This is a genomic window from Roseovarius ramblicola (genome assembly GCF_042430665.1).
Lineage (GTDB): Bacteria > Pseudomonadota > Alphaproteobacteria > Rhodobacterales > Rhodobacteraceae > Roseovarius > Roseovarius ramblicola.
Genome location: NZ_JBHMEC010000012.1, coordinates 9,913 through 34,047, shown reverse-complemented (window position 1 = coordinate 34,047; position 24,135 = coordinate 9,913). Strand labels below are relative to the sequence as shown.

19 protein-coding genes and 1 pseudogene are annotated in these 24,135 nt (G+C 64.5%); 11 read left to right on the top strand and 9 right to left on the bottom strand.

Annotated elements, in window-relative coordinates:
* Positions 1-14: 14 nt before the first annotated feature.
* Positions 15-512, bottom strand: coding sequence for a YHS domain-containing (seleno)protein (locus ACFFU4_RS07950; protein WP_377068831.1), 498 nt, complete (start codon positions 510-512; stop codon positions 15-17).
* Between the two features lie 163 nt (positions 513-675).
* On the opposite strand from ACFFU4_RS07950, the gene ACFFU4_RS07945 reads away from it, so the two are divergent.
* A complete protein-coding gene (locus ACFFU4_RS07945; protein ID WP_377068829.1) occupies positions 676-1,158 on the top strand; it encodes a thioesterase family protein in 483 nt (160 codons plus the stop codon).
* Between the two features lie 284 nt (positions 1,159-1,442).
* On the opposite strand, the gene ACFFU4_RS07940 is transcribed toward ACFFU4_RS07945, so the two are convergent.
* Complete coding sequence (locus ACFFU4_RS07940) at positions 1,443-2,183, bottom strand: methyltransferase domain-containing protein (protein ID WP_377068827.1); 741 nt, start codon at positions 2,181-2,183, stop codon at positions 1,443-1,445.
* 62 nt (positions 2,184-2,245) lie between these two features.
* On the opposite strand from ACFFU4_RS07940, the gene gloB reads away from it, so the two are divergent.
* The 3 genes from gloB to ACFFU4_RS07925 all read left to right on the top strand — a co-directional run bounded on the left by gloB (position 2,246) and on the right by ACFFU4_RS07925 (position 6,479).
* Positions 2,246-3,013: a hydroxyacylglutathione hydrolase gene (gene gloB, locus ACFFU4_RS07935; RefSeq protein ID WP_377068825.1), complete on the top strand. Its 768-nt coding sequence runs from the start codon at positions 2,246-2,248 to the stop codon at positions 3,011-3,013.
* 158 nt (positions 3,014-3,171) lie between these two features.
* Positions 3,172-5,508: an ATP-dependent Clp protease ATP-binding subunit ClpA gene (clpA, locus tag ACFFU4_RS07930; RefSeq protein WP_377068823.1), complete on the top strand. Its 2,337-nt coding sequence runs from the start codon at positions 3,172-3,174 to the stop codon at positions 5,506-5,508.
* Complete coding sequence (locus ACFFU4_RS07925) at positions 5,505-6,479, top strand: M23 family metallopeptidase (protein WP_377068821.1); 975 nt, start codon at positions 5,505-5,507, stop codon at positions 6,477-6,479. Before clpA ends, ACFFU4_RS07925 begins: the two co-directional genes overlap by 4 nt.
* A gap of 7 nt (positions 6,480-6,486) precedes the next feature.
* Here the strand turns inward: ACFFU4_RS07925 and ACFFU4_RS07920 are convergent, their stop codons facing one another.
* The 3 genes from ACFFU4_RS07920 to ACFFU4_RS07910 all read right to left on the bottom strand — a co-directional run bounded on the left by ACFFU4_RS07920 (position 6,487) and on the right by ACFFU4_RS07910 (position 10,653).
* The gene (locus ACFFU4_RS07920) at positions 6,487-8,802 is read right to left on the bottom strand and encodes a peptidoglycan -binding protein (RefSeq protein WP_377068819.1); all 2,316 of its coding nucleotides are present in this window, start codon (positions 8,800-8,802) and stop codon (positions 6,487-6,489) included.
* A 1-nt stretch (position 8,803) separates the two neighbouring features.
* Positions 8,804-10,042 carry a biopolymer transporter ExbB gene (locus ACFFU4_RS07915; RefSeq protein WP_377068817.1) on the bottom strand — a complete coding sequence of 413 codons (1,239 nt, stop codon included), beginning with the start codon at positions 10,040-10,042 and terminating at the stop codon, positions 8,804-8,806.
* Positions 10,043-10,128: 86 nt separating this feature from the next.
* A complete protein-coding gene (locus ACFFU4_RS07910; protein ID WP_377068815.1) occupies positions 10,129-10,653 on the bottom strand; it encodes a gamma-glutamylcyclotransferase in 525 nt (174 codons plus the stop codon).
* 71 nt (positions 10,654-10,724) lie between these two features.
* Here ACFFU4_RS07910 and ACFFU4_RS07905 point away from each other — a divergent pair, with 71 nt between their 5' ends.
* Positions 10,725-11,726 (top strand): DUF2125 domain-containing protein, encoded by a 1,002-nt coding sequence (locus ACFFU4_RS07905; RefSeq protein ID WP_377068813.1) that lies wholly within the window; start codon positions 10,725-10,727, stop codon positions 11,724-11,726.
* Positions 11,727-12,015: 289 nt separating this feature from the next.
* Here the strand turns inward: ACFFU4_RS07905 and ACFFU4_RS07900 are convergent, their stop codons facing one another.
* On the bottom strand, positions 12,016-12,621 hold the full coding sequence (locus ACFFU4_RS07900; protein ID WP_377068811.1) for a LysE family translocator: 606 nt from the start codon (positions 12,619-12,621) through the stop codon (positions 12,016-12,018).
* Between the two features lie 73 nt (positions 12,622-12,694).
* On the opposite strand from ACFFU4_RS07900, the gene ACFFU4_RS07895 reads away from it, so the two are divergent.
* Positions 12,695-13,147 carry an Lrp/AsnC family transcriptional regulator gene (locus ACFFU4_RS07895; RefSeq protein ID WP_377068808.1) on the top strand — a complete coding sequence of 151 codons (453 nt, stop codon included), beginning with the start codon at positions 12,695-12,697 and terminating at the stop codon, positions 13,145-13,147.
* A 142-nt stretch (positions 13,148-13,289) separates the two neighbouring features.
* Here the strand turns inward: ACFFU4_RS07895 and ACFFU4_RS07890 are convergent, their stop codons facing one another.
* The 3 genes and pseudogenes from ACFFU4_RS07890 to ACFFU4_RS07880 all read right to left on the bottom strand — a co-directional run.
* Positions 13,290-15,302: a M3 family metallopeptidase gene (locus ACFFU4_RS07890; protein ID WP_377068806.1), complete on the bottom strand. Its 2,013-nt coding sequence runs from the start codon at positions 15,300-15,302 to the stop codon at positions 13,290-13,292.
* Positions 15,280-16,380: a HesA/MoeB/ThiF family protein gene (locus ACFFU4_RS07885; protein WP_377068804.1), complete on the bottom strand. Its 1,101-nt coding sequence runs from the start codon at positions 16,378-16,380 to the stop codon at positions 15,280-15,282. The genes ACFFU4_RS07890 and ACFFU4_RS07885 overlap by 23 nt, the downstream gene beginning before the upstream one ends.
* Positions 16,380-16,559, bottom strand: a pseudogene (locus tag ACFFU4_RS07880) (dUTP diphosphatase); the annotation flags it as partial. The gene ACFFU4_RS07885 and the pseudogene ACFFU4_RS07880, both read right to left, overlap by 1 nt.
* Positions 16,560-17,220: 661 nt before the next feature.
* Here ACFFU4_RS07880 and ACFFU4_RS07875 point away from each other — a divergent pair.
* The 5 genes from ACFFU4_RS07875 to ACFFU4_RS07855 all read left to right on the top strand — a co-directional run bounded on the left by ACFFU4_RS07875 (position 17,221) and on the right by ACFFU4_RS07855 (position 24,132).
* Entirely contained in the window at positions 17,221-17,409 is a 189-nt protein-coding gene (locus tag ACFFU4_RS07875) for a hypothetical protein (protein ID WP_377068802.1), read from the top strand.
* Positions 17,410-18,045: 636 nt separating this feature from the next.
* On the top strand, positions 18,046-19,173 hold the full coding sequence (locus tag ACFFU4_RS07870) for a cysteine desulfurase family protein (protein WP_377068800.1): 1,128 nt from the start codon (positions 18,046-18,048) through the stop codon (positions 19,171-19,173).
* Positions 19,170-20,075 carry a DUF4007 family protein gene (locus tag ACFFU4_RS07865; protein WP_377068798.1) on the top strand — a complete coding sequence of 302 codons (906 nt, stop codon included), beginning with the start codon at positions 19,170-19,172 and terminating at the stop codon, positions 20,073-20,075. Before ACFFU4_RS07870 ends, ACFFU4_RS07865 begins: the two co-directional genes overlap by 4 nt.
* Positions 20,072-23,275: a hypothetical protein gene (locus ACFFU4_RS07860; protein WP_377068796.1), complete on the top strand. Its 3,204-nt coding sequence runs from the start codon at positions 20,072-20,074 to the stop codon at positions 23,273-23,275. Before ACFFU4_RS07865 ends, ACFFU4_RS07860 begins: the two co-directional genes overlap by 4 nt.
* Positions 23,272-24,132, top strand: coding sequence for a phosphoadenosine phosphosulfate reductase domain-containing protein (locus ACFFU4_RS07855; RefSeq protein WP_377068794.1), 861 nt, complete (start codon positions 23,272-23,274; stop codon positions 24,130-24,132). The genes ACFFU4_RS07860 and ACFFU4_RS07855 overlap by 4 nt, the downstream gene beginning before the upstream one ends.
* The last annotated feature ends 3 nt before the right edge of the window (positions 24,133-24,135 follow it).

Here is a 24,135-nt window from a genome sequence, read left to right as displayed (position 1 = left end):
GCCTGAGCCGGTCCTCAGGATTTCGCCGCGAGAATCTCCGGCCAGCGGTCATCGCCCGCCTCGATGAAGCCGGGAATATCCTTCTGCCAGCGCGCCTCGATATCATCGTTGTAGTTGAGGTAGAGCTTGTCATCCACGATCGCCCAGTTGTCGGGCTGCGTGGAATAGAGCTTGCCCTTCTCCGCCACCGCCCAGGCGCAGAACCCGCCATATTGCGGGGCGTAGGCCTCTGGATCGTCGGCAAAGGCCGCGCGGTTGCCGGCGCTGGCGAAATGCCATGTCGCGCCGTTCCATTCCAGCGCGTGCTCCGGCGTGCCGGGTACCGCGCGCCCTTCGGTGAAATAGGCCACCGGGTCGGTGCCGCGGATCGCCACGCCGTCCGGCGCATAGACCGGGGCTGTGGCCAGTTCCTCAAACCCTCCGAGCCAAGTCTGTCCCGCCACCGCCGCGATCGCCGCCACACCCGCGACGCCCGCCGCGATGAAAACCCGACGCCGAGTGATGTTTGCCATGCTCGCCTCCTCGCTTGAACCTGCCGGAGATCTGGGGGCGGATCGCCGACATCCAAATCACGAATTCGCGGGTCCTGTGTCAGCGCCCGCGCCGCCGCCATTGCAATCCTGCCACGAAACCCCTTAGAACGCACGCGCGCCGTTTCTTCAAAAGGTCTCCGCGATGCCCGATGCCACGCCCTTCATGTCGAGCTTCCACACCGTCGAGGACGGCTGGATCGACTATAACGGCCACATGAACATGGGCTATTACACCGTGGTGATGGACCGCTGCGCCGACGAGGCCTTTGCCGGGATGGGCTTTGGACCCGCCTACGTGACCGAGCGCGGGCTCACCACCTACACCGCCGAGTTCCACATCCGCTATCTGCGCGAGCTCAAGCTCGGTGACCGGGTCCGCAGCAGCTTTTACCTGCTCGACCATGACGAGAAGCGGTTCCACTTCTTCCAGGAGCTGTTCCACGAGGACGGCTGGTGCGCGGCCACCGGCGAGAGCCTGACGCTGCACGTGGACATGGCCGGCCCGCGCGTGGCCCCCATGCCCGACGACATCGCCGCGCGGGTGGCCGAGATGGCGCGCGCCCACGCCACACTGCCCCGCCCCGAGGGCGTCGGCAGCCGCATCGGCATCCGCCGCACGGGCTGAGGGGCGGCGACGGACCGGGGCCACGTCTGGCCTGTTGCGGACTTCGCCTCCTGCCCCGCGCGGAACAAGGCGCGTTTACGCGCCGCCGCGCATCGTCATGCCAGAGGCATGCCTTTGGCATGACGGGCGGGTGCTTTTCTACGTCTCAAGCTGTTGATAACGCGGGAGTATGCCGCGCCATAACGTGTATCGCCTCTTCGTCGGCGCGCGCACCCGCGGCCGGGCCCTCGCGCGGCTCTTCCAACGACCGCAACACGCCATTCCCCCATCCCCCCGCCGCGCCTTCACACCGGCTTTGCCTCCGGTTTCGGTGCCAGCACGCCCAGCGGGTGCCGCACCTTCTCGCGCAAGCCCGGCCCGCTCGGAGCCTGCACGCGCTTGGTGGCCTCGACCATCAGCACGCCGCCGGCCGCCAGCACCGACATGCGCGCGCCCATGCGCTCCCACATGCCTGCCGTGCGCCGCCAGAACGGCCGGTCCGAGGGCGGCTGGTAGAGCGTGGTGGCGTGCCGCTCGGGCAGGAATCCGTGGCTCTTGAGCTGCGTCTCGAGCTGCGTCTGGCTGTAGGGCCGCCCGAAGCCGAACGGCGTGCGGTCCGAACGCGACCAAAGCCCCGCCCGGTTGGGCACGATGAACAGCGCCGAACCGCCGGGCCCCAGCACCCTCAGACATTCGTCCAGGAGCGCGCCGGGCTGCTCCGAGGTCTCGAGTCCGTGCACCACCAGCAGCCGGTCCACATGCCCCGTCTCCAATGGCCAGAACGTCTCTTCGCACAGCACCGAGACATTGGGCATCCCCTGCGGCCAGGCGATCACCCCCTGCGGCGCAGGCATCAGCGCCATCACCCGCCGCGCATCGGCAAGATAAGGCCGCAGGAACGGCACCGCAAAGCCGAAGCCGACGATGGTCTTGCCATGCGCCTCGGGCCAGAACCCGGCGATGCGCGCGCGCAGCACCTTCTGCACCGCCCGCCCAAGCGGGTTGCGGTAGTAGAAATTTCGCAGGTCCTGCACGTCGAGATGCATTGCAGTGCCGCCCCTGATCCGTCACTCTGACGCTATCATCTCATGACAGCGGGGAACATAGCATGAGCCTGCAAATCCTAACCATCCCCTGCCGCACGGACAATTACGCCTATCTCGCGCACGATCCGGAGACCGGGGCCACCGCCCTCGTCGACGTGCCCGAGGCGGGGCCGATCCTGGACGCACTGTCGCAGCACGGCTGGCGGCTCTCGGATGTGCTCATCACCCACCACCACGGCGACCATGTCGAGGGGCTGAAGGACGTGCTCTCACATGCCCCCGCCCGGGTGATCGGCGCGGCCGCCGACGCCCACCGCCTGCCGCCGCTCGACATCGCCGTGTCCGAGGGCGACGCGGTGCACATCGGCTCCGAGACGGGCCGCGTGATCGAGGTGCCGGGGCACACGGTGGGCCACATCGCCTTTCACTTCCCCGAAAGCGGCGCGGTCTTCACCGCCGACAGCCTGATGGCGCTGGGCTGCGGGCGGGTGTTCGAGGGCACGATGCCACAGATGCACGCCAGCCTCGGCAAGCTCGCCGCGCTGCCGCCCGCGACGCTGGTCTATTCGGGCCACGAATACACCGCCGCCAACGCCGCATTCGCGCGCAGCGTCGATCCCGACAACCCGCGCCTCGCCGCGCGCACCGAGGAGATCGCCCGCACCCGCGCCGCGGGGCGGCCCACCGTGCCCGTCCCGCTCGCCGAGGAGCTGGAAACCAACCCCTTCCTGCGCGCCCAGGACCCCGCGATCCGCGCGCATCTGGGGCTTGAAAGCGCGACCGATGCAGAGGTGTTCGCCGAAATCCGCGGTCGAAAGGACAGGTTTTGACACACGGATTAGATGCAATCGCGGCGCACAAGGCGAAAAGTGAAGCTGTTTGACAAAAAATACCTTGAAGCCGGGCCCTCATCGACCAAACTTTAACATACCGAGGCCAGACTTGTCGGGCGACGTACCCGGCGGGCAAGATCAGAAGGAGCACGACCGTGCCTTCATTCTCGACCACACTTGAACAGGCAATTCACGCCGCGCTCGCGCTCGCCAATGCGCGGCGGCACGAATTCGCGACGCTCGAGCATCTGTTGCTCGCCCTCGTGGACGAGCCGGACGCCGCCCGCGTGCTCAAGGCATGCAGCGTCGATACCGAGGAATTGCGGACCACGCTGGTCGATTTCATCGACGATGATCTCGCCAACCTCGTAACCGATATCGATGGCTCCGAGGCGGTGCCCACCGCCGCCTTCCAGCGCGTGATCCAGCGCGCGGCCATCCATGTCCAGAGCTCCGGGCGCACCGAGGTGACCGGCGCCAACGTGCTCGTCGCCATCTTTGCCGAGCGCGAATCGAACGCCGCCTATTTCCTGCAGGAACAGGACATGACCCGCTACGACGCGGTCAATTTCATCGCCCACGGCGTGGCAAAGAATCCCGCTTTCGGCGAATCGCGCCCGATCACCGGCGCGACCGAGGTCGATGACGACGGGGCCGAGAAACATGTCGAGACCGAGGCGGTCGAGGCCGGCGACTCGGCGCTCGCCAAATACTGCGTCGATCTCAACGAGAAATCCCGCCGCGGCGATGTCGATCCGCTCATCGGCCGCGATTCGGAGGTCGAGCGCTGCATCCAGGTGCTGTGCCGGCGGCGCAAGAACAACCCGATCCTGGTGGGCGATCCCGGCGTCGGCAAGACCGCCATCGCCGAGGGGCTGGCCCACAAGATCGTCGGCGGCAACACACCCAAGGTGTTGTCGGGCACCACCATCTATGCGCTCGACATGGGCGCGCTGCTGGCGGGCACCCGCTATCGCGGCGATTTCGAGGAGCGGCTCAAGGCGGTGGTGACCGAGCTCGAGAAACATCCCGACGCAGTGCTCTTCATCGACGAAATCCACACCGTGATCGGTGCCGGTGCCACCTCCGGCGGGGCGATGGACGCCTCCAACCTGCTCAAGCCGGCGCTGCAGGGCGGCAAGCTGCGCTGCATGGGCTCGACCACCTACAAGGAGTACCGCCAGCACTTCGAGAAGGACCGCGCCCTGTCGCGCCGCTTCCAGAAGATCGACGTGAGCGAGCCCACCGTCGAGGACGCGATCAAGATCCTCACCGGGCTCAAGCCGTATTTCGAGACCCACCACTCGGTCAAATACACCCACGACGCGATCCGCAGCGCGGTGGACCTGTCGTCGCGCTACATCAACGACCGCAAGCTGCCCGACAAGGCCATCGACGTGATCGACGAGGCGGGCGCGGCGCAGCACCTCGTGGCGGCGTCCAAGCGGCGCAAGTCCATCGGCGTCAAGGAGATCGAGAACGTCGTTGCCAAGATCGCCCGCATCCCGCCCAAGAACGTGTCCAAGAACGACGCCGAGGTACTCAAGGACCTCGAGGGCGCGCTCAAGCGCGTGGTGTTCGGCCAGGACGATGCCATCGTGGCGCTCTCCTCGGCGATCAAGCTCTCCCGCGCCGGGCTGCGCGAGCCGGAAAAACCCATCGGCAACTACCTCTTCGCAGGGCCCACCGGCGTCGGCAAGACCGAGGTGGCCCGCCAGCTCGCCGACACGCTCGGGGTCGAGCTGCTGCGTTTCGACATGTCCGAATACATGGAGAAACACGCCGTCTCGCGCCTGATCGGCGCGCCGCCGGGCTATGTGGGCTTCGACCAGGGCGGCCTGCTGACCGACGGGGTCGACCAGCACCCGCATTGCGTCCTGCTGCTCGACGAGATCGAGAAGGCGCACCCGGACGTGTTCAACATCCTGCTGCAGGTGATGGATCACGGCACGCTCACCGACCATAACGGGCGCAGCGTCGATTTCCGCAACGTCGTGCTTATCATGACCTCCAACGCCGGGGCCACCGAACAGGCGAAATCCGCCGTCGGCTTTGGCCGCGACCGGCGCGAGGGCGAGGATACGGCGGCGATCGAGCGCACCTTCACGCCCGAATTCCGCAACCGGCTCGACGCGGTGATCTCCTTCGGCGCTCTGCCGCAAAAGGTGATCCTCAAGGTGGTCGAGAAATTCGTCCTCCAGCTCGAGGCGCAGCTCATGGACCGCGACGTCACCATCGAGCTTACCGACGAGGCCGCCAAGTGGCTTGCCGAGCGGGGCTATGACGACCGGATGGGTGCCCGCCCGCTCGGCCGCGTGATCCAGGAGCACATCAAGAAGCCGCTCGCCGAGGAACTTCTGTTCGGCAGGCTCGCCAAGGGCGGCACCGTCCGCGTGGGCGTGCAGGGCGACAAGATCACGCTCGACGTGGAAGGGCCCGCCGCGCGCCGCCTCTCGGGCAAGAAAAAGCCGCCGTTACTCACCGCCGAATGAAACGGCTGGCCGCGGCTGGCCGCGCGCTGACGCTTTGCGCAGCGCTGCCCGCCGCGGCCGATCCGCCCACGCTCTCGCTCCCGCTCGACTGCGCCTATGGCCGAACCTGCGTGATCGAGGATTACGTCGATACCGATCCCGGCCCCGGCACCCGCGATCACGCCTGCGGCCCCAAGAGCCGGGACGGCCATCGCGGCACCGATTTCATGCTCCTGTCTTTCGCGGCGATGCGTTCGGGCGTTGACGTCCGGGCCGCTGCCCCCGGCACCGTTGCGGCCACCCGCGACGGCATGGCCGACACCCCCGTCACGCCCGACACCCGCGCGGCCATCGCGGGCCGCGAATGCGGCAACGCGGTCCGCGTCGATCACGGCGACGGCTGGCAGACGCTCTATTGCCACCTCGAACACGGCTCCATCGCCGTCCGGCGGGGCGAACGGGTGGCGCGCGGCGACACGCTCGGGCAGGTCGGACTCAGCGGCCTGACCAATGCCCCGCACCTGCACCTCGGCCTGCTCCATCAGGGCCGCATCGCCGATCCCTTCGCCCCGCAGGCGCGCGACACCTGCGCCCTCGATCCCGGCACCGGGATGTGGCAGCCGCCCCTGCCCTACACGCCCACCGGCCTGTTCACCGCCGGGTTCAGCACGTCGGTGCCCGACCTCAACGCCGTGACCTCCGGGGGCGCCCGCGTCACGACGTCGGTCCCCGACGCACCCCTCGTGCTCTACGGTCGCGTGGTCCACGCCGAACCGGGCGACCGGCTCACGCTCTCGGCACGCGGCCCCGGCGGCAACATCTTCCGCCGCACCATCCCGCTCGACACTCCGAGGGCACAGCTTGTCCGCGCCTTCGGCCGCCCCGCCCCGCCCGGTGGCTGGCCGCCGGGGGCCTATCGCGGCCATGTCCGGCTCTGGCGTGGCGAAACGCTCGTCGCCACGCGCCACGCCGACATTACCGTGCGGCCCTGACGCGCCGCTACCGCGTCGTCAGCTTCAGTTCGATCCGCCGGTTCTGCGCCCGCGCCCCGGGCGTATCGGCGGGGTTGAGCGGCTGATACTCACCATAGCCATTGGCCGACAGCCGGTCGGGCGGAAAGCCAAGGTCATCCGCCAGGTAGCGCACCACCGACAGCGCCCGCGCCTGGCTCAGCGCCCAGTTGTCCTCGAATTCCGCGCCGGGCGGGATCGGCACGGTGTCGGTATGGCCGTCCACCTGCAACACCCAGTCGATACCCTCGGGAATCTCGTCGCTGACGCGGCGCAGGATCGCCGCCACCTGGGCGATCTCCTGCTCGCCCTCGTCCGACAGATCGGCCTCGCCAGGCGCGAACAGCACCTCCGAAGAGAACACGAACCGGTCGCCAACGATGCGCACGCGCTCCTGCCCGCTCAGCAATTCGCGCATCCGGCCAAAGAATTCCGACCGGTATTTCTCCAGGTCCTCCTTCTCGGCGGCGAGCCGCTCGGCCCGCTCCTCCAGCAGCCGCGCCCGCTCCTCCAGCAGCCGCGCCCGCTCTTCCTCGGCCTGCCGCCGCCGCCGCTCCTCGGCGGCCACGCGCGCCAACGCAGTGTTGAGCTCGTTGCCGAGCGACTGAAGCTGCACCTGCGCCTCCGCCTCGCGCGCCTCGGACGCATCCAGCAGCGCCTGGAGCTGCGACAATTGCGTGCGCAGCGCCTCGACCTGCTGGTTCAGGAGCGCCTGCTGGCGCTGCGCCTCGGCCGAGACGGCCTCCTCCTCGGCCAGCTTCTCGCGCGCCTGCGCCAGCAGTACGGCCTGCCGCTCGGCCTCGCTCATTTCCTCTTCGGCGCGCGCCTCCGCCGCCCGTTGCGCCACCAGTGACGCGATCAGCCGCGCCCGCACCTCCTCGGCATCCAGCGCCTCGGCCTGCGCCGTCTTGCGCGCCGCCATAGCCTGCGCCAGGTCGGCCTCCAGCGCGCGGATGCGCGCCCGCGCCTCGGCCAGTGCCGTCTCGCGATCCTCCAGCGTACCGCCCCGCTTTTCCAGCGCCGTCCGCGCCTCGCCGAGCGCCGCCTCGGCCTCGGCCCGGGCCGCGCGCTCCTGCTCCAGCGCCGTTCGCGCCTCGGCCAGCGCCGCCTCGGCCTGTCCGCGGGCGGCACGCTCGCCCTCCAGCGCGGTGCGCGCCTGCGCCAGTGCCGCGTCGCGCTCCTCCAGCGTGCCGCTCGTCCGCTCCAGCGCCGTCCGCGCCTGCGCCAACCCCGCCTCGGCCCTTTCCCGCGCCGCGCGCTCGCCCTCCAGCGCGGCCCGCGCCTCGGCCAGCGCCGTCTGCGCCTGTTCCCGCGCCACGCGCTCCTCTTCCAACGCCGCCTGCGCCTCGCCGACCCCCGCCGCGCGCGCGGTCTCGGCCTCCTCGGCGCGCAACAGCGCCTGCGCCAGCGCGGCGTCGAGATCGTCGCGCGCCGCCTCCGCCGCCGCCAGCAGCGTCAGCGTCTCCTCGGCGCGGGCGCGCTCTTCCTCCAGCGCCAACGTCATCGCGGTCAACTCCGACTGTGCCTCTTCCAGCCGCTTGCGAAGCGCCGCGGCGGCCTCGGCCTCGGCCAGCCGTGCCGCCTCCTCCTCGCTCAGCCGCTCCTCGAGCGCGGCCACCTCGTCGCCCAGCGCCGCGCCCGCCTGCCGCGCCTCGGCGTTGCGCGCGCGCAGATCGGCGATCAGCGCCTCCAGCGCCTCGCGCCGCGCAGCCGCCAGCCGTGCCGCCTCGGTCTGTGCATCGACCTCGTCGCGCAGCCCCGCGAGCCGATCCTCCAGCGCCGCCTGCTCGTCGAGCAGCGCCGCGCGCTCGCCTTCCAGCGCGGCCACCTCGTCGCGCGCCGCATCGCGCTCGCTCTCCAGCCCCGCCGCCCGGTCACGGGCCGCGTCGCGTTGCGACAGCAGCCGCGCCACCTGTTCCTCGAAGGACGCGATCCGCCCCTCCGCCGCCGCCAGCGACTCGGCCCGTGCCGCGCTCTCGGCGCGCAGCGACGCAATCTCCGCCGCCTGTTCCTCGGCCCGCGTGCGGGCATCGCCCAGCGTCGCGGTCAACGCGCCGACGCGTTCCTGCAACGTGGCATTGCGATCCTGCTCCAGCCCCAGCGCCCGCGACAGCGCCGCCACCTCCGCCGACAGCGCGTCCAGCTTGGTGGCCTGCCCGCTGATCTCCTCGCGCAGCACGAACTGCACCACCATGAAGATGGTGAGCACGAACATGAGAACCAGCAGCAGACCGGTCATGGCATCGACGAAGCCGGGCCAGATCGCGCTCTGGAAACGCGCGCCGGTGCGCCGCGAGAGCGCCATCTCAGCCGCCCTCGCCCGTTTCGCCCGACCGCTCTCCGGTCGCTTCGTCGCTGCGCGGCCCCACCGGGCGCACGGGGCGCGGCGTGGGCCCGCGCGCCTGCGCCATGAGCCGCGTCAGCGCCGCAAGGTCGGTGCGCAGCTCGGTCATGGTTTCCTGCCGCCCGGCGCTGATCTCTTCGAGGATGCGCAGCATCTGCACGTCGATCGAGCGCAGGCGCATCCGGCTTTCGGCATCCAGGCCCTCGCTCGTCTCGCGCGCCTCGATCGCCTCGATAAGCCGCTCCTGCCCGTCGGCCACACGCATCAGCGCCACCTGCACCGGGCTCTGATCGCTCATCCGGTGGGTCAGCCGCTCGATGGAATCGGCCAGCACGCCCAGCTTTTCATCGACCATCGCGCGGCTCACCTCGGATTGCGCGATGGTGGACTGCAGCGCCTCGACCTGCCCGGTCATGTGGTCGAGCACCTCGGCCACCATGGCGCGCCCGCCATCCTCGCCCTCGCCCTCCGACATGCCCAGCCGCGTGATGGTCGATATCCATTCCTCGAGTTCGCGGTAGAACCGGTTCTGCCCATGCCCCGCGAACAGCTCAAGCAGCCCCACCACCAGCGATCCCGACAACCCCAGCAGCGACGAGGCAAAGGCCACGCCCATACCGCCAAGCTGCGCCTCCAGCCCGGTCATCAGCCGGTTGAAGATGGCGATCCCCTCCTCGCCTTCCTGCGGGGCGAGGCTGCGGATGGTATCGACCACCGCCGGCACGGTGGTGGCAAGGCCGTAAAACGTCCCCAGAAGCCCGAGGAAGATCAGCAGGCTGACGATATAGCGGGTGATCTCGCGCGCCTCGTCGATGCGTTGCGCCACCGAATCGAGGATCGAGCGCGCCGAGCTTGACGCGATCTGCATCCGCTTGCCGCGCCCGCGCAGCATGGTGGCCAGCGGCGCCAGCAGCGACGGCGGCCGGGTCAACTCGTGCCCCGGCACCTGCGCGGCAAACCCCTCGATCCAGCGGGCAGACCCGATGAGCTGGATCACCTGCCAGAAGGTCGCGATCACGCCCAGGACGAACACGAAGAAGATGAACCCGTTGAGCCACGGGTTCGCCTCGAACACCGGCAGCACCCGCGGTGCCGCCAGAAATGCCCCCGCCGCCGTCAGCGCCAGCACGATCAGCATCAGCAGGATCTGCCGATAGGGGGTGGAAAACTGCGGCTCGGCCTCGCGGTCCGGCTGGTCCATCTGGACGCTCCCGACACGTTTCTTTGCAGGTTTCTGCATGTCTTGACAGGCGCAACCCTACGCCGCCCGCAAGCCCAAGCCAAGGGCTATCCGCAGAGATCGCGCACCCGGCGCACCAGCCAGTCCAGTTCGCGATCACCCAGACCCAGTTCGCGCAGATGCGCGTCGGTCTGAAAGAGGTATTCGGTGTTGGGCCCCCGTCCGCCATGCGCGCGGGCTATGATCTGCGCCTGTTCTTCCAGGTCCAGCCCGCCGCAATACTGCGCATGATCCGCGTCCACGACGTAGGTCACCGCCTCCACCTCGCGCCCGTCGCCGAGCGCGACCGGCAGCCGCGCCTCGTGATAGGCCGCCGAGATCAGTTCGCGCGCGCGCAGATATTCCAGCACCGCATCGGCCTCGGCGGCATCGACCCGTAGCGCCAGGCCCGAACAGGCTGCCTCGGGCGCACGGTCCAGCGCCAGCACCAGCCCCGGTGCCTCGGGCGTGCCGCGATGGTGGATCGACCGCATGCAAAAGCTGCGCCGATAGCCCGGCAGCCGCGCGGTCACCCGTTCCACCGTGTCAAAGCCCGGATTCCATACCAGCGAGCCATAGCCGAACACCCACATGCCTTTTCCCCTGTTCCTCGTGATCCGCCCCCTATAAACACCCTTCGCGAAGGGCATGAAAGGGGCAAGCCATGCGGGCACTTCTGGCCGTCATCCTCGTCGCCGCCGCGGCATGGGCGGGCTATTGGGTCATCGGCAGCCGCGCCACCCTCTCGGCGTTCGAGCGCTGGTTCGACGCGCGCCGCGCCGAGGGCTGGGTCGCCGAGACGAGCCGCCTCGGCGTGCAGGGCTTTCCCAACCGCTTCGATGTGGCGTTCGAGGATCTGATCCTTGCGGACCCGGCCACCGGGCTGGCGTGGGAGGCGCCGCGCTTCCAGATAGACGCGCTGAGCTACCGGCCGGGCCACGTCATCGCCGTCTGGCCCGACGAGCAACTCGTCGCCACGCCGCAGGAGAAATTCCGGCTGGAGAGCCGCGACATGCGCGCCTCGCTGGTGATCGCACCGGATACCGCGCTGGCCCCACGGCGCATGACTCTGACCGCCGAGTTCCTGCGCGTCACCCCCAAGGCGCGGCCCGAGGAGACCACCGCGCTCTCGGCCCTCAGCCTCGCCGCCGAGCGGCAGGAGGGCAGCACCTACCGGCTGGGCCTGCGCGCCGAGGGGCTGACGCTGGCGGCGCGCACGCACGCGCGGCTCGACCCCGGGGGCCGCCTGCCCGACCGCATCAGCGGCTTTTCCGCCGATGTTGTCGCCAGTTTCGACAAGCCCTGGGACCGCACCGCCATCGAGCGCGCCCGCCCGCAGCCCACGCATCTGCGCGTGCGGCTGGCCGAGGGGCGCTGGGGCGATCTGCATCTGCAGGCGGCGGGCGAGGTGGACGTGACCCAAGAGGGCTGGCCCGAGGGCGAGATCACGCTCAAGGCCCGCAACTGGCGCGAAATCGTAACCATCCTGCGCAGCGCCGGTGCCCTGCCCGAGAGCCTGGCCGGCAGCGTCGAGAGCGGGCTCGGCATGATGGCGCGCCTTGCCGGCAACCCCGACACCCTCGACATCCCCCTCGGCTTCGGCGGCGGGCGGATGTGGCTGGGCCCCGTGCCGCTGGGCACGGCCCCGCGGCTGCGGCTTCGGTGAGGGCGGCGGGCAGTTCCGGCCTTGAACGGACGTTGTGGCCAACGGTCGAGGAGCCGCGCGAGCGCCAGCCCGCGGGGTGGCGATGCAACGCCTGGGCTATCGCGATTTATTCCTGGGTTCCCGACAGAGATCAAAGCTTTGCGCCAACGTCACCCAATCGCCAGCCCGGGGGGCGGGTCATGCCGGAGGCATGCCTTCGGCATGACCGCTCGCGCGGCGGCGTGCAAGCACGCCTTGATTCCGCGCGGGGTGGGGGGCGAATGGCGGGAACAGGCCAAAGGTTCCCCACTCAGCCCGAAGGCCACAGCACCGGCACCAGCGTCGCCACCAGCAGCGCCGCCATCACACGGTTGAACAGCCGCAGGCGCGCCGGGTTCGTCAGCAGCCGCCGCACCTGCTGGCCCAGCACCGTCCAGCTCGTCGTGCTGACCGTCGACACGGCCACATAGACGCCGGCAACCCACAGCACCGCGACCATGTCGCGCCCGGTCGCATAAAGCGTGATCGCCGAGAGCGCCATGCTCCACGCCTTGGGGTTGACCCACTGGAACGCCGCCGATTGCAGAAAGGTGAGCGGCCTGCCCTCCGCCTGCCCGTCAGCCGATGCCGGTGGTGCCGCGTTGGCGACCTTCCACGCGAGATAGAGCAGATAGGCCACCGACGCAGCCTTGAGCAGCGTGTAGCTGAGCGGCCAGAGATCAAAGACCTGCATCACGCCCAGCCCCACGCAGGCCACCATAAGCGGAAAACCCAGACCAATTCCCAGCATGTGCGGAACGGTCCGCACAAAGCCGAAATTCGTCCCCGACGCCATGAGCATCAGGTTGTTGGGCCCCGGCGTGATGACCGTGACGAGGGCAAAGGTCGCGAGCGCGGCAAGAAGATCAAGTGTCATGCGCACAACCTTATGCGATCATGCCCGCATTTGAATTGCGTTTAGTTGTGATTTTTTATGATTCATGCAATCAATGAAATTTATGGATCAAATCAGTGAACGTATATTGCAGGAATTGGCCCGCGACGGTCGGATCAGCAACCTGCAACTCGCCGAGCGCGTCGGTCTCTCGCCCTCGGCCTGCCTGCGGCGGGTGCAGGATCTCGAACGGCGCGGGGTGATCGCGGGCTATCGCGCGGTGCTCGACCGGGCGGCGATGGGGGTGGGGTTTGCCGCCTATGTCACCGTCGGGCTGAGCAGCCACACCAAGGCCAGCCAGGAGGCGTTCGAGCGGGCGATGGACCGCGCCTCCGAGGTGGTGGAATGCCACAACATCACCGGCGCGGTGGAGTACCTGCTGCGGGTCGAGGTGGCGGACCTGCCCGCCTACAAGCGCTTTCACACCGAGGTGCTCGGCACCCTGCCACAGGTCAACGCGATCACCTCTTATGTGGTGATGGGCTCGCCCAAGGACGCGCGCGCATGACGGCACGCCCGAAATGAACGGGGGCCGTTGAACCGGCCCCTCGTCCACACCTGCCGCCGTATTCCAATGGATCGCCTCACTACCAGATATAGGGCAGTTTCGGCGAATCAGTCAACAGGCAGCGATTCGCTCCGCCGGATTCTCATGCCACGAGGCCGCGCCCCACGAGCAGGGCCGCCACGCCGGGCATCCGCCCGCGAAACGCCTCGTAGAGCGTGCCCGCCTCCTCGGACCCGCCCCGCGACAGGATGTGCCGCTCCAGCGCCCGCGCCTGTTCCGCGTCGAACGCGCCGCCCGCCTCCTCGAACGCGGCAAAGGCGTCGGCATCCATCACCTCGGACCACATGTAGCTGTAATAGCCGCTGGAATAGCCGTCACCGCTGAAAACATGCGCGAAATGCGGGCTCGCGTGGCGCATGGCGATGGCGCGCGGCATACCGATCTCCGCCAGCACCTCTGCCTGCCGCGCCATCACGTCCGCGGGCGGCGCGCCCTCGTGAAAGGCGAGATCCACCAGCGCCGATGCCACGTATTCCACCGTCTGGAACCCCATGTCGAAATTGGCCGCCGCCAGCACCCTGTCGCGCATCTCTTCCGGCATCGGCGCGCCGGTCCCGACATGGCGGGCGTGGGTATCGAGCACCTCGGGCACCTCCAGCCAGTGTTCGTAAAGCTGGCTGGGCAATTCCACGAAATCGCGCGCCACGTTGGTGCCCGACAGGCTCTCATAGGTGACATCCGACAGCATCTGGTGCAGCGCGTGGCCGAACTCGTGAAACAGGGTCCGCGCGTCGTCGTAGGACAGAAGCGCCGGGTCGCCCTTGGCAAAATTGCACACGTTGATGACCACCGGGCCCTGCACCTCGGGCCGTTTCGCCTGCCCGCGCATGGCCGAGCACCACGCGCCCGACCGCTTGGAGGCACGGGCAAAGTAATCGCCGATAAAGACGGCGACGTGACGCCCTTGCCGCGTCACCTCCCACGCGCGGCAATCGGGGTGGTAAAGCGCCACGTCGAGCGGGCGGAATTCGAGGCCGAAGAGCCGGTGCGCGCAGTCAAACGCCGCCGCGATCATCGCATCGAGCGACAGGTAAGGCTTCACCGCTGCCTCTTCCAGATCATGCTCGGCCTGCCGCCGCTTCTCGGCGTAATAGCGCCAGTCCCAGGGCTCCAGCTCGCCGTTGACCCCGTCGTCGCGCATCATCGCGCTGAGCACCTCCGCATCGCGCGCCGCCTGGGCACGGGCGGGGCCCCAGACCGCCATCAGCAGATCGCGCACCGCGCCGGGTGTTCCGGCCATCTGCGTCTCCAGCTTGTAGTCGGCAAAGCTCTCGTAACCCAGCAGCGCCGCGCGTTCCCGGCGCAGGGCGAGGATCTCGGCAGCGATCCCCCGGTTGTCGGTCTCGCCGTCCCCCGCACCCCGCGCGGCCCAGGCCTCAAAGGCACGCTTGCGCAGGTCGCGCCGCGCGGAAAATTGCAGGAACGGCACGATGAGCGAGCGCGACAGCGTGATGACCGGCGCCTCGAGCCCCGCCTCGCGCCCCGCCGCACGCGCATTCGCCACGACAAAATCCGGCAGCCCGTCGAGATCACCCTCGCCCAGCTCCATCCGCCAGCCCGCCTCGTCGGCGAGCAGGTTCTGCGTAAAAGCCGTGCCAAGCTCTGCCAGCCGCGCCATGATCGCGCGCATCCGCGCCTCCGCCTCGCCGCTCAGCGCCGCCCCTGCCCGCACGAAGGACCGGCGCGTCAGCAGCAAGAGCCGCACCTCCTCGGGGGCAAGGCCAAGCGTGTCGCGCGCCTGCCACAGCGCCTCGATCCGGGCGAAAAGCGCCTTGTTGCCATATAGCTCCGAAGACCATGCCGCGAGCTTCGGCGCGAACTCGCGCTGCAATTCCTGCCGCGCCGGGTTGCTGTCCGCCCCGGCGACGGTAAAGAACACCGACAGCACCCGGTCGAGCGCGCGGCCGGAAAACTCCAGCGCCTCGACCGTGTTGGCAAAGTCGGGCGGCGCGGGGTTGTCGGCGATCGTCGCCACCTCTGCACGCGCCTCCGCCAGCGCCGCGTCGAAGGCGGGCGCGAAATCGGTGTCGGCGATCTCGTCGAACGGGGCGAGGCCAAAGGGCGTGTCCCAGTCAGCCAGCAGCGGATTGGTCATCTCTGTCTCCTTTTTCGCCGCAGATTTCGCCGCAGACCGGGCAACCGGCGCGGCGGCTGAGCGCGATCTTGCGGCTCTCACCGTAGAGGGCATCGTAGATCAGCATCTCGCCCCGGAGCGGCGTGCCCGCCCCGGTGATGACCTTGATTGCCTCTGCAGCCATCATCGCCCCCACCACACCGGGCAGCGGCCCGAGGACACCCGCCTCGGCGCAGGAGGGCGCGAGACCGGGTGCCGGTGCCTCGGGAAAGACGCACTCGTAACAGGGCGTTCCATGGGCCGGGTCGAACACGCTGATCTGCCCCTCCCATTGCGACAATGCACCGGAAATCAATGGCTTGCCATGCAAAGCTGCAGCGGCATTCGCGACGTAGCGCGTGTCGAAATTGTCGGTGCCGTCGAGGATCAGCTCATACTCGGCAAACAGCGCTTCGGCGATCTCTTGCGTGAGCCGCCTCTGGTAGGGATGCACCGTTACATTGGGGTTTTGCGCCTGCATCGCCTGCATGGCCGATTGCACTTTTGGTAAACCAATATCTGCATCTCTGTGGATAACTTGCCTTTGCAGATTGGAATTATCCACATCATCGTCGTCGATTACCCCGATAGTGCCGACCCCTGCAGCGGCCAGATACAGCAGCGCGGGCGATCCAAGCCCCCCCGCGCCGATCACCAGCACCCGCGCCTGCTTCAATGCCTTCTGCCCCGGCCCGCCCAATTCGCGCAGAACGATGTGGCGGGCATAGCGGTCAAGCTCGCCTTGGGTGAAGAGCGGCTTCGGTGCGTTGTTCTCCACGGCCTGCGCCGCCTCGGCCTCGCGCATCCCGGCGCGCGCGCGCAAGCGCCCCAGCCCCGCGCGATAGACCAGCACCAACACCACCGCACCCCCGGTCATCAGCCACAGCGCCGCGCTTTCGCCGGTCGCGAGCCGGAACGGGTGGCCCTCGGGCAGCACCAGATGCGCCAGCGTGACCGCCGCCCACAGCCCCGCGATCATCCCCCAGCGCAGCCGCCGGGGCGTGCCCATCGCCGCGCCGATCCCCCACAGAGCGGCGGCCATGACCAGCACCAGCAGCATCAGCCCGCCCCCGTCGAGCCGAAGCCGCCCACGCCGCGCGTGGTGTCGCCCAGGGCATCCACCACTTTGAGCCGCGCCTGCACCACCGGGGCCACCACCATCTGCGCGATGCGCGCGCCATGCACGATCTCGAACGGGTCCTGCCCGGCATTCATCACGATCACCCCCAGCGGCCCTCGATTATATACTCCACTGGAGCGCTTAAATGTTTTTTTATATAGCTTATTTCCGTCTAAGCGCTCTAAGCACCGCTTAAATAGTGACTGGATCAAAGTTCGAAGCGTGCGCACTAAGAGATTCCCGACTTGACGAGTTGGAACCCACAAAAAACACCTTTGGTGCACGGAAGCAACAATGGCCTATCGCACTACGCAGTCCAAGGGCATTTGAATTGTAGCTGCAAACTGATCCTCAGCGACCGGAGCCATGAGTTTGGCTCTACGATTTTTCTCTGCCAGAACGGCGCGCAGCCAACGGCGGCTCCACGTGAGCCATCTCGTTGTCCTCGCAGGAGTAGTGAGGCTGGACCTCAAGAGCAGTGAGGCATCCGGGATGGTTTGCATCGATGCAGCAGGCGATGCGCACAACGTCTTCTTCGAGGCGTTTCTCGGCGGCTGCAGGAGACAACGATGCGCGACATTGAGGGGATAGGCGCGATAATCGACAGCCGCGAGCACCAGCCGGAGGCCCACTCTATCTGTCTGTCTTTCGCGGTCCAACCGGCCGCGAAAGACAGACAGATAGACAGACAACCGGATCGGTCTTGTCGTGAAGATCCGGAGATCGAGGATGTGCGCGAGAGAAAAGGCTGTGATAGGATGGCCTTACAAGGAGACGCCAATGAGTAATGTAGAAATCGTCATTTGTGTTGTGGTGGTCAGCGTGTCAGTGCTGCTCATCATCTACATGCTGCATATCGCCAAGTCGAGCGGGCGAGTCCGCCTTCACGATCCAGAGCGGGTGCGGCGATTTGTGGAAAGCGCCCCCTATGATCGCCTGAAAGACGTGCTGGACGATTATGAGCGCTGAGCGCAGCATCCGCGTCCTGTCACGACACCGGTCTCTGGCTGCAGCTCGGCCACGCCGGTGCCTTGCTCCACCCACCAATCAGCACGCCCATGGGACCGAGTGCGCTCGACCTGCCCGCACTCAAGAGCGCCGAGATGTCTCTCGACGATATCAAGGAAGTTCCTATCCGCTTCGCGGAAACGGCACAACGTGCATAACCCCATAACCTGGAAGCACTGCCGAGCGATACCAAGCGTAGGCCATCAATTCCGACTCGAACTGCGGGCCAACGCGTGCAAGTATCTCTACCATCTCCCTAAGTCGCTTTTGTGTCTTTGGATTACCAACTCGCTTAGATCTGGCAAGAGCATCGTGGCTGAGACCTGAAGAGTCCGCGATCTCATCGATGGTTGTGCGCAAAGACTGAGCAAGGAGGCGTGGGGCAAACAGACCGTTCTCAGACACAGCATTCAAATCCATTCAGCCCTCGCTAAGGTTGACGCATTTGACGTCAATTTGTATGACGAAGGTTAGGGCAGATCAAGATATAGTGTTCACCACAGGGCGCGAGGGCTACAGAAATGATCCAGGCCTTGTTGGCAGAAAAGTCCTCATCACCGCTACACGACCCCGTCAGGTTAGCTCCATATACCTTCTATGCCCAGTCTGATTGATCTCGATAACAACGCAACGACCCCTGTTCTGCGCGCCGTGTGTGATGCAATGATCGAAGCTATGGCACCGTCCATTGGCAACCCATCCAGCAGCCACCGCCAAGGACAGGCGGCGCGCGACCTCATCGAGACTGCGCGGTCTGATGTTGCCGAAATGCTCACAGTGAACCCTGATCAGATCATATTCACTTCGGGAGCGACTGAAGGCAATGACGCCGTGCTCCGACACCATCGGGCCAAGGTCCTTTTGACAACGGCGGGCGCACACCCCTCATTGATTGGAGGGCACACTGGACGTCAGAGGCTCATCGAGGTGAATCGAGACGGGCGTATCGATCTTACGAATTTCGAAGATGCTTTGCAGGAAATTGGCCCATGCGTTGTCGCTCTGGCCATGGTCAACGGCGAAACGGGAGTTGTTCAACCGATCGACGAGGTTTGTGAGATTGGAAAACGCTACGGCGCTACCATCCTCATCGACGCGGCCCAAGCTGTTGGCCGCCTTCCCCGGGAGTGCTTCGGGATCCATTCGGACTATGTGACCGTATCCGCCCACAAAATGAACGGCCCTAAAGGCGTTGGGTGCCTAATAGTTGGCGAAGATGCAGAGCTACCCCTGCTCGCCTCAGGAGGGGGACAAGAGCGTGGTCGCCGCTCCGGGACCGAAAATGTTCCCGGCATCGCAGGATTTGGAGCGGCATGCAGACAACGACTTGAAACCTTAGAGCAGGATCTTCAACGAATGAAGGAGCTCAGAGATCGTTTTGAGCGGCAACTCGAGGCGGGACTGCCCTTTGCACGGATAAATTCCAAGCAGGCAGATCGCGCAGTGACCACTACAAGCTTAACTACGCGTGGCATTGACGGAATGGCTCTTGCGGCGCGCCTCGATACCAAGGGCATAATGTGTTCGCAGGTCTCCGCCTGTTCGTCCGGCCGCCCTGAGCCCTCCGCGGCGCTCATGGCCATGGGTCTGAGTGAGCAGGATGCCTTTTCGACAATTCGTTTTTCCGTGTCTGTTCAGACAACCACAGATCAGATAGACGAAGCAGCTGCGGTCATCGCTCAAGAAGCGCAGTTCCTGCATGGTATAATGGGAGGAGCCGCATGAAATTCGGCGGACATGAGACGTTCTATCTACGTCCGGGCTGGCTAACCAAGGGCCTCACACTGGTTCAATCTGAATCCGCTGTTGTCTGGAATAGTGACTTCGCATCCGACTCGATGGGTGTTGGCCGAAATATGTCGAAATCGATTGGATGGTGGCTCAGCCGAACTGGAACGGTGCACCGTGAGCAGAGAAGCCAGCCACTCACGCTTACACCTCTTGGCTCAGAAATTCTTAAAAGTGATCCCTACTTTGTTCAACTCGCGACATGGTGGATAATTCACTTCCAACTCGTTCTGAATGGCCCTGAGGACGTCTTCTCTTGGTTTTTCGGCTCGCGGGCGGATCCGCGTTTCACCAGAGCTGCGCTCGAAGGCTCGCTGCACGCACATATCGAGAGAAGCGGATCCAAAATGCCTGCGGCACGCACCTTGCATCGTGATATTGGTGTACTTCTTCAATCCTACGGGCGTCCGCTTCCCGCTCCACATGTAGATCCCGAGGACAATTTGGATTGCCCCTTGCGCCGCCTTGATCTGATCGTTCATCGAACCGACCTGGATGTCTTCGAGCGGCGCAGTGCACTGTCACTTATTGCACCCGAGGCAATTTGCTTTGGACTTTTAAGCACCCTGCCCAACACAGAAACAGATTATGTCGATATACCACTCGACCACATGGGTGCCCTGCGTCGGCTTGGTGTTGGTACTGGCCGTAGCGTCGATGCTGTAGCAGAGGCGATAGCATCTGCTGCCAGCGTTCTGGACGACGACTTGTTGACGATCCGCCAATTGGCTGGCCAACGCGTTGCTCGCATCCGATCCCTTCCAGGGCAAGACTGGCTGAAGCTTCACGTAGATCGAACCAAGAGCACTTCCGCGTCGAAGAAGGGACGTGCCGCATGAGTTTTCTGAAATCAATCAGCCTTGCCGAAGATCTTTCTGTACCCGTAAGAGCGTGCCATTATCGACCAACCTCGAAGTCGATCGATATCCTTCGATCGATCACAGGACCGCGCGGCAGTCGTGCAACTTCTGTTGTGGCTACATATGGAAGCGGCAAATCACTCGCTGCGATGGTTGCAAGCATTTTGGTCGATGGTGACCCCGATAAAATCGACGCCCTTGAACCCGCTCACCGACGCCTCATGAAATTTGATCCTGAGCTTGGCGAATGGATGGAAGCTCGGATTGACCGAGGTCAGCGTGGGGCTGTCATAACTCTCGCAGGCCATGTTTCCGATTTACCAAGTGCCTTAATGGAAGCCATTGGCGGCGATGACGCTGAAACAATGGCGGATGCGCTACGAGCGCTTGAGCTGCATCTTTCCCGCACCAAGTCTGACCGACTTGCGATCGTCTGGGATGAGTTCGGCCGCCATCTTGAGACACTTGCTGGCAAAGGTCGGGCTGAAGATCTCGCTCAACTGCAAGACCTTGCTGAGTGGATCATGCGTCGCAAGGCACCATCGGCCACGTTAACACTTCTTCTGCACCAAGACTTCCACCGTTATGCTGGTCGCCTGGGCCAAACCGATCAATCAGGATGGCGTAAGATCGAAGGACGCTTCGATATTCTGCGTATCGTCGAAGACAGCGATGAAATCTACGACCTGATCGCAGACGTGGTTTCGGAACTGACTAAGTCAGGACGCGCCCGATTGACTAACGGCACCATGAGAATGGTTCAAGATCTTGGTTTTTTTCCGTTTGCAGAGGGGGAAATATCGAAGGACCTTCTTCGCCGCGCCGCCCCCCTTAGCCCTACCGCATTCTATCTCCTGCCGAGAATCGCCGGCCGCATCGGACAGAGTGAACGAACAATATTCGGCTTCCTGGGCACAGAGCTTCCCGAAAACCGGAGTGAAACTGTAACAATCGAGAACCTTTATCGGCATTTTTCAGACGCAATGCGTGCTGATACTGCTGTGGGTGGTACGCACAAACGGTTTGTCGAAACCGAAGCCGCCCGAGCGCGCGCGGTAACCCCGCTCGAGCGGGAGATCATTGCGGGCACATCCTTGATGCATTTGGCAGCCACCGGCGAGACCGCCCGCGTCAGCCGAGAGCGGCTGGTAAAAGCAATGGATATTGGATCAACTCATCCCCGACGGAAGATCGAAGAAGCTGTCGACGGCCTACTTGATCGTAAACTGCTATTACATCGAACCCTTACCGACGAAATTTCGGTTTGGGAGGGCTCTGACGTTGATGTCCGGACGCGCGCCCAGGAAGAAATGGACCAGCTGCGTACTGCCGGCGATCCCCTTGATCGAGTAAAATCTCACGTGCCGGCGCCTCACTATGTTGGAGAGGCCTACAACCACACTTACGCTATGACACGCTACGCAAAGAGTGTCTTTGTTTCCGCAGCAACACTTCTCGATCCGAAATCACGCCATGACTTGCTGACACAAGCCGACCAGAATGACGCCCTCGTGGCGCTGGTTGTTGACGCATCTGCTCATGACTTCAGAAAGTTGGGCGGTGGCTGGATGAACGATTATCCGCATTTCATCATCGCCTTGGCGGATCAGAGTCCTGATCTCGATATGGCATCTCTTGAAGCGGATGCATACGCAAGGCTTGAGCATGATGAACTGTTGCTCGAAATGGATCCGCGGGTGGCTCGAGAAATTTCCGAGCTGAAGGGTGATATTCTCGAATTTCTCCTCGGCAGAGCGGCCAGTCTTACCGATCCCGCCACCGGGACGGTCAATTGGTTCAGTCAAAACAAGTGCCTCGGAGCGGGCTCAGAACTTCGGCCAGGCGAAATACTATCGCACATCTTTACAACACGATTCCCGTTGACACCGCACATAGCGAATGAGCAAATCGTACGGCGCAAGGTGACACCACAGACGAAGAGTGCGCGAAAGCGTCTGCTGTTGGGCATTCTCGAGCGCAGTGATTTGCCCTTCATGGGGTACAAAGACTATTCCACGTCTGACGCTTCGATGTTCCGAACTACGCTTGTGGCTCCGGGGCTCTTTGATGATCAGAATGGTCAATGGCGCTCCCCTGTGGACTTGCTTGATGAAGGGATGCGTGAAGCGTGGTCGCGCATAGAGGATTTCTACACATCTCCCGACACTCAAACGCGTTCGTTTGTCGAAATCATCCATCAACTTACGCGTCCACCCCTTGGAATTCGGTCAGGCCTGATACCAATCCTCTTGACCGCAGGCTTGCGTGCCTTTGCGAACCTGATCGCCATCAGAAAGCACGCTGATGGTCGGTGGGTATATCTCGATGACATCGTTCCATCCATCATGGAAGAAATCGCGGAAAACCCAGAAGCTTTCGAGATTGAAGTCATCAAGGCGACTGCGGCTCAGAAAAAGCGGATTGCCCAGCTATCTGCTGAGTTTTCACCAATGCCTGATAAGGTTGAAACGGATCTAATCCGGGCTTTTCATGACGCCGTTTCGCAATGGATGCGAGCGCTGCCGACCGCCGCCATGACGGCACGCGGTCTTGGTATGGAAGCCGAGGCACTACAGCCAGCCCTTCGCCAAACACGCGCTGATCCCGTCCACCTGATACTTCGCGCCTTGCCATCTATCGCGGGCCAAAAGCACCTTGACGACAAAACACTGGCCTTCGTTTCGGAAGGACGCAAACAAATGGAACGCGTAACAGATCGCTACGCGGCCGAAGCTATTCACGCTGTAAAAGATGCTTTTGGCGCAGCGAACTCCGATCAAGATGCTTTGTCTGCGGCAAAAACCTGGGCGGACCGCGTGCCGCAAAGTCTCTTAAAAGACGCTTCAATCGACAGTGTTTCTCGCGCAATCCTGAACAGAGCTCGCCGCGCAGATTCAGGATCAGACACAGAGCGAAGCTTTGCCCGCGCGCTATCTGCCATGCTCCTCGGCCTTGATTTCGAGGAATGGGATGATGGTGTTTCCAGAGAATATGCCAGAGATCTCAAGGGCCGGCTGCGCGAGATCGAGGATGCAATCTTGTCAGCCAAAGATCTTGATGAAACTGCGGCCCCATTCCTGACTGACCGCATTCGAACCTACATGAAGTTACTGGAGAAGACGTCGGGCAAAAACGCTACTGACGCGATGCTCGCAGAACTTAAAGGAGACCGGAAATGATACCTGCCAGCTTGGAAGAAGCGACCTCCGACCTTGGACGTCGCCACATCGTTCCCCTCTCCGGCGGCAAGGATTCAACGGCCTTGGCGATCTATATGATAGAGAACCATTCCCACCTTCCGCTTGAATTTCTGTTCACCGACACCGGCGCAGAGTTGCCTGAGACCTACGCTTATATTAAACGCTTCGAAGCAATCTTTGGCGTGGAGGTTCAGCGACTAACCGCCCTGGATCTACCAGAACTCCGCGTGCGCGACAAAGCTGGAAAGCGCTCGCCGTTCGATGTTCTGCTCGATGAGGTTTACTCGGGGTTCTTGCCGAACCCTCAGGCTCGTTGGTGCACTCGTATGCTCAAAATTCGACCCTTTGAGCACTTCGTTGGAGACAGCGAATGCTATTCCTATATCGGCATACGTGCCGATGAGAATCGAGACGGATTTGGGGGTGCAGCTGCGAACCACCGCCAGCAATACGACGCCAACCGGAGAGCCAAGCCAGTGGCCCTTTCTGAAAAAGAGAACATCCGGCCTGTCTACCCTCTTAAAGACGCCGGGCTCGGTATTGCAGACGTACGCGCTATGCTCGACGACAGCGGTCTCGGCCTTCCAAAATACTACGAATGGCGTTCGCGATCTGGCTGTTACTTTTGCTTTTACCAACAAATCGGTGAATGGCAGGCGCTAAAGGAGCGGCATCCCGAGCTATTCGAAAGCGCCTCAACCTATGAGGATGAAAAGTCCGACGGACGACGTTTCACCTGGACTCAAAGACGAACGCTACAGGAGATCGCAAGAATGGAGCGGCGCGATGCGCCTGTTGGTGAGCCAGAAGACGGCTGTGCAATTTGTCACCTGTAATCG

Coding starts and splice junctions, on each gene's coding strand:
- ACFFU4_RS07950 (WP_377068831.1), bottom strand. CDS start 512: ATGGCAAACATCACTCGGCGTCGGGTTTTCATCGCGGCGGGCGTCGCG.
- ACFFU4_RS07945 (WP_377068829.1), top strand. CDS start 676: ATGCCCGATGCCACGCCCTTCATGTCGAGCTTCCACACCGTCGAGGAC.
- ACFFU4_RS07940 (WP_377068827.1), bottom strand. CDS start 2,183: ATGCATCTCGACGTGCAGGACCTGCGAAATTTCTACTACCGCAACCCG.
- gloB (WP_377068825.1), top strand. CDS start 2,246: ATGAGCCTGCAAATCCTAACCATCCCCTGCCGCACGGACAATTACGCC.
- ACFFU4_RS07925 (WP_377068821.1), top strand. CDS start 5,505: ATGAAACGGCTGGCCGCGGCTGGCCGCGCGCTGACGCTTTGCGCAGCG.
- ACFFU4_RS07920 (WP_377068819.1), bottom strand. CDS start 8,802: ATGGCGCTCTCGCGGCGCACCGGCGCGCGTTTCCAGAGCGCGATCTGG.
- ACFFU4_RS07915 (WP_377068817.1), bottom strand. CDS start 10,042: ATGGACCAGCCGGACCGCGAGGCCGAGCCGCAGTTTTCCACCCCCTAT.
- ACFFU4_RS07910 (WP_377068815.1), bottom strand. CDS start 10,653: ATGTGGGTGTTCGGCTATGGCTCGCTGGTATGGAATCCGGGCTTTGAC.
- ACFFU4_RS07905 (WP_377068813.1), top strand. CDS start 10,725: ATGCGGGCACTTCTGGCCGTCATCCTCGTCGCCGCCGCGGCATGGGCG.
- ACFFU4_RS07900 (WP_377068811.1), bottom strand. CDS start 12,621: ATGACACTTGATCTTCTTGCCGCGCTCGCGACCTTTGCCCTCGTCACG.
- ACFFU4_RS07895 (WP_377068808.1), top strand. CDS start 12,695: ATGAAATTTATGGATCAAATCAGTGAACGTATATTGCAGGAATTGGCC.
- ACFFU4_RS07890 (WP_377068806.1), bottom strand. CDS start 15,302: ATGACCAATCCGCTGCTGGCTGACTGGGACACGCCCTTTGGCCTCGCC.
- ACFFU4_RS07885 (WP_377068804.1), bottom strand. CDS start 16,380: ATGCTGCTGGTGCTGGTCATGGCCGCCGCTCTGTGGGGGATCGGCGCG.
- ACFFU4_RS07875 (WP_377068802.1), top strand. CDS start 17,221: ATGAGTAATGTAGAAATCGTCATTTGTGTTGTGGTGGTCAGCGTGTCA.
- ACFFU4_RS07870 (WP_377068800.1), top strand. CDS start 18,046: ATGCCCAGTCTGATTGATCTCGATAACAACGCAACGACCCCTGTTCTG.
- ACFFU4_RS07865 (WP_377068798.1), top strand. CDS start 19,170: ATGAAATTCGGCGGACATGAGACGTTCTATCTACGTCCGGGCTGGCTA.
- ACFFU4_RS07860 (WP_377068796.1), top strand. CDS start 20,072: ATGAGTTTTCTGAAATCAATCAGCCTTGCCGAAGATCTTTCTGTACCC.
- ACFFU4_RS07855 (WP_377068794.1), top strand. CDS start 23,272: ATGATACCTGCCAGCTTGGAAGAAGCGACCTCCGACCTTGGACGTCGC.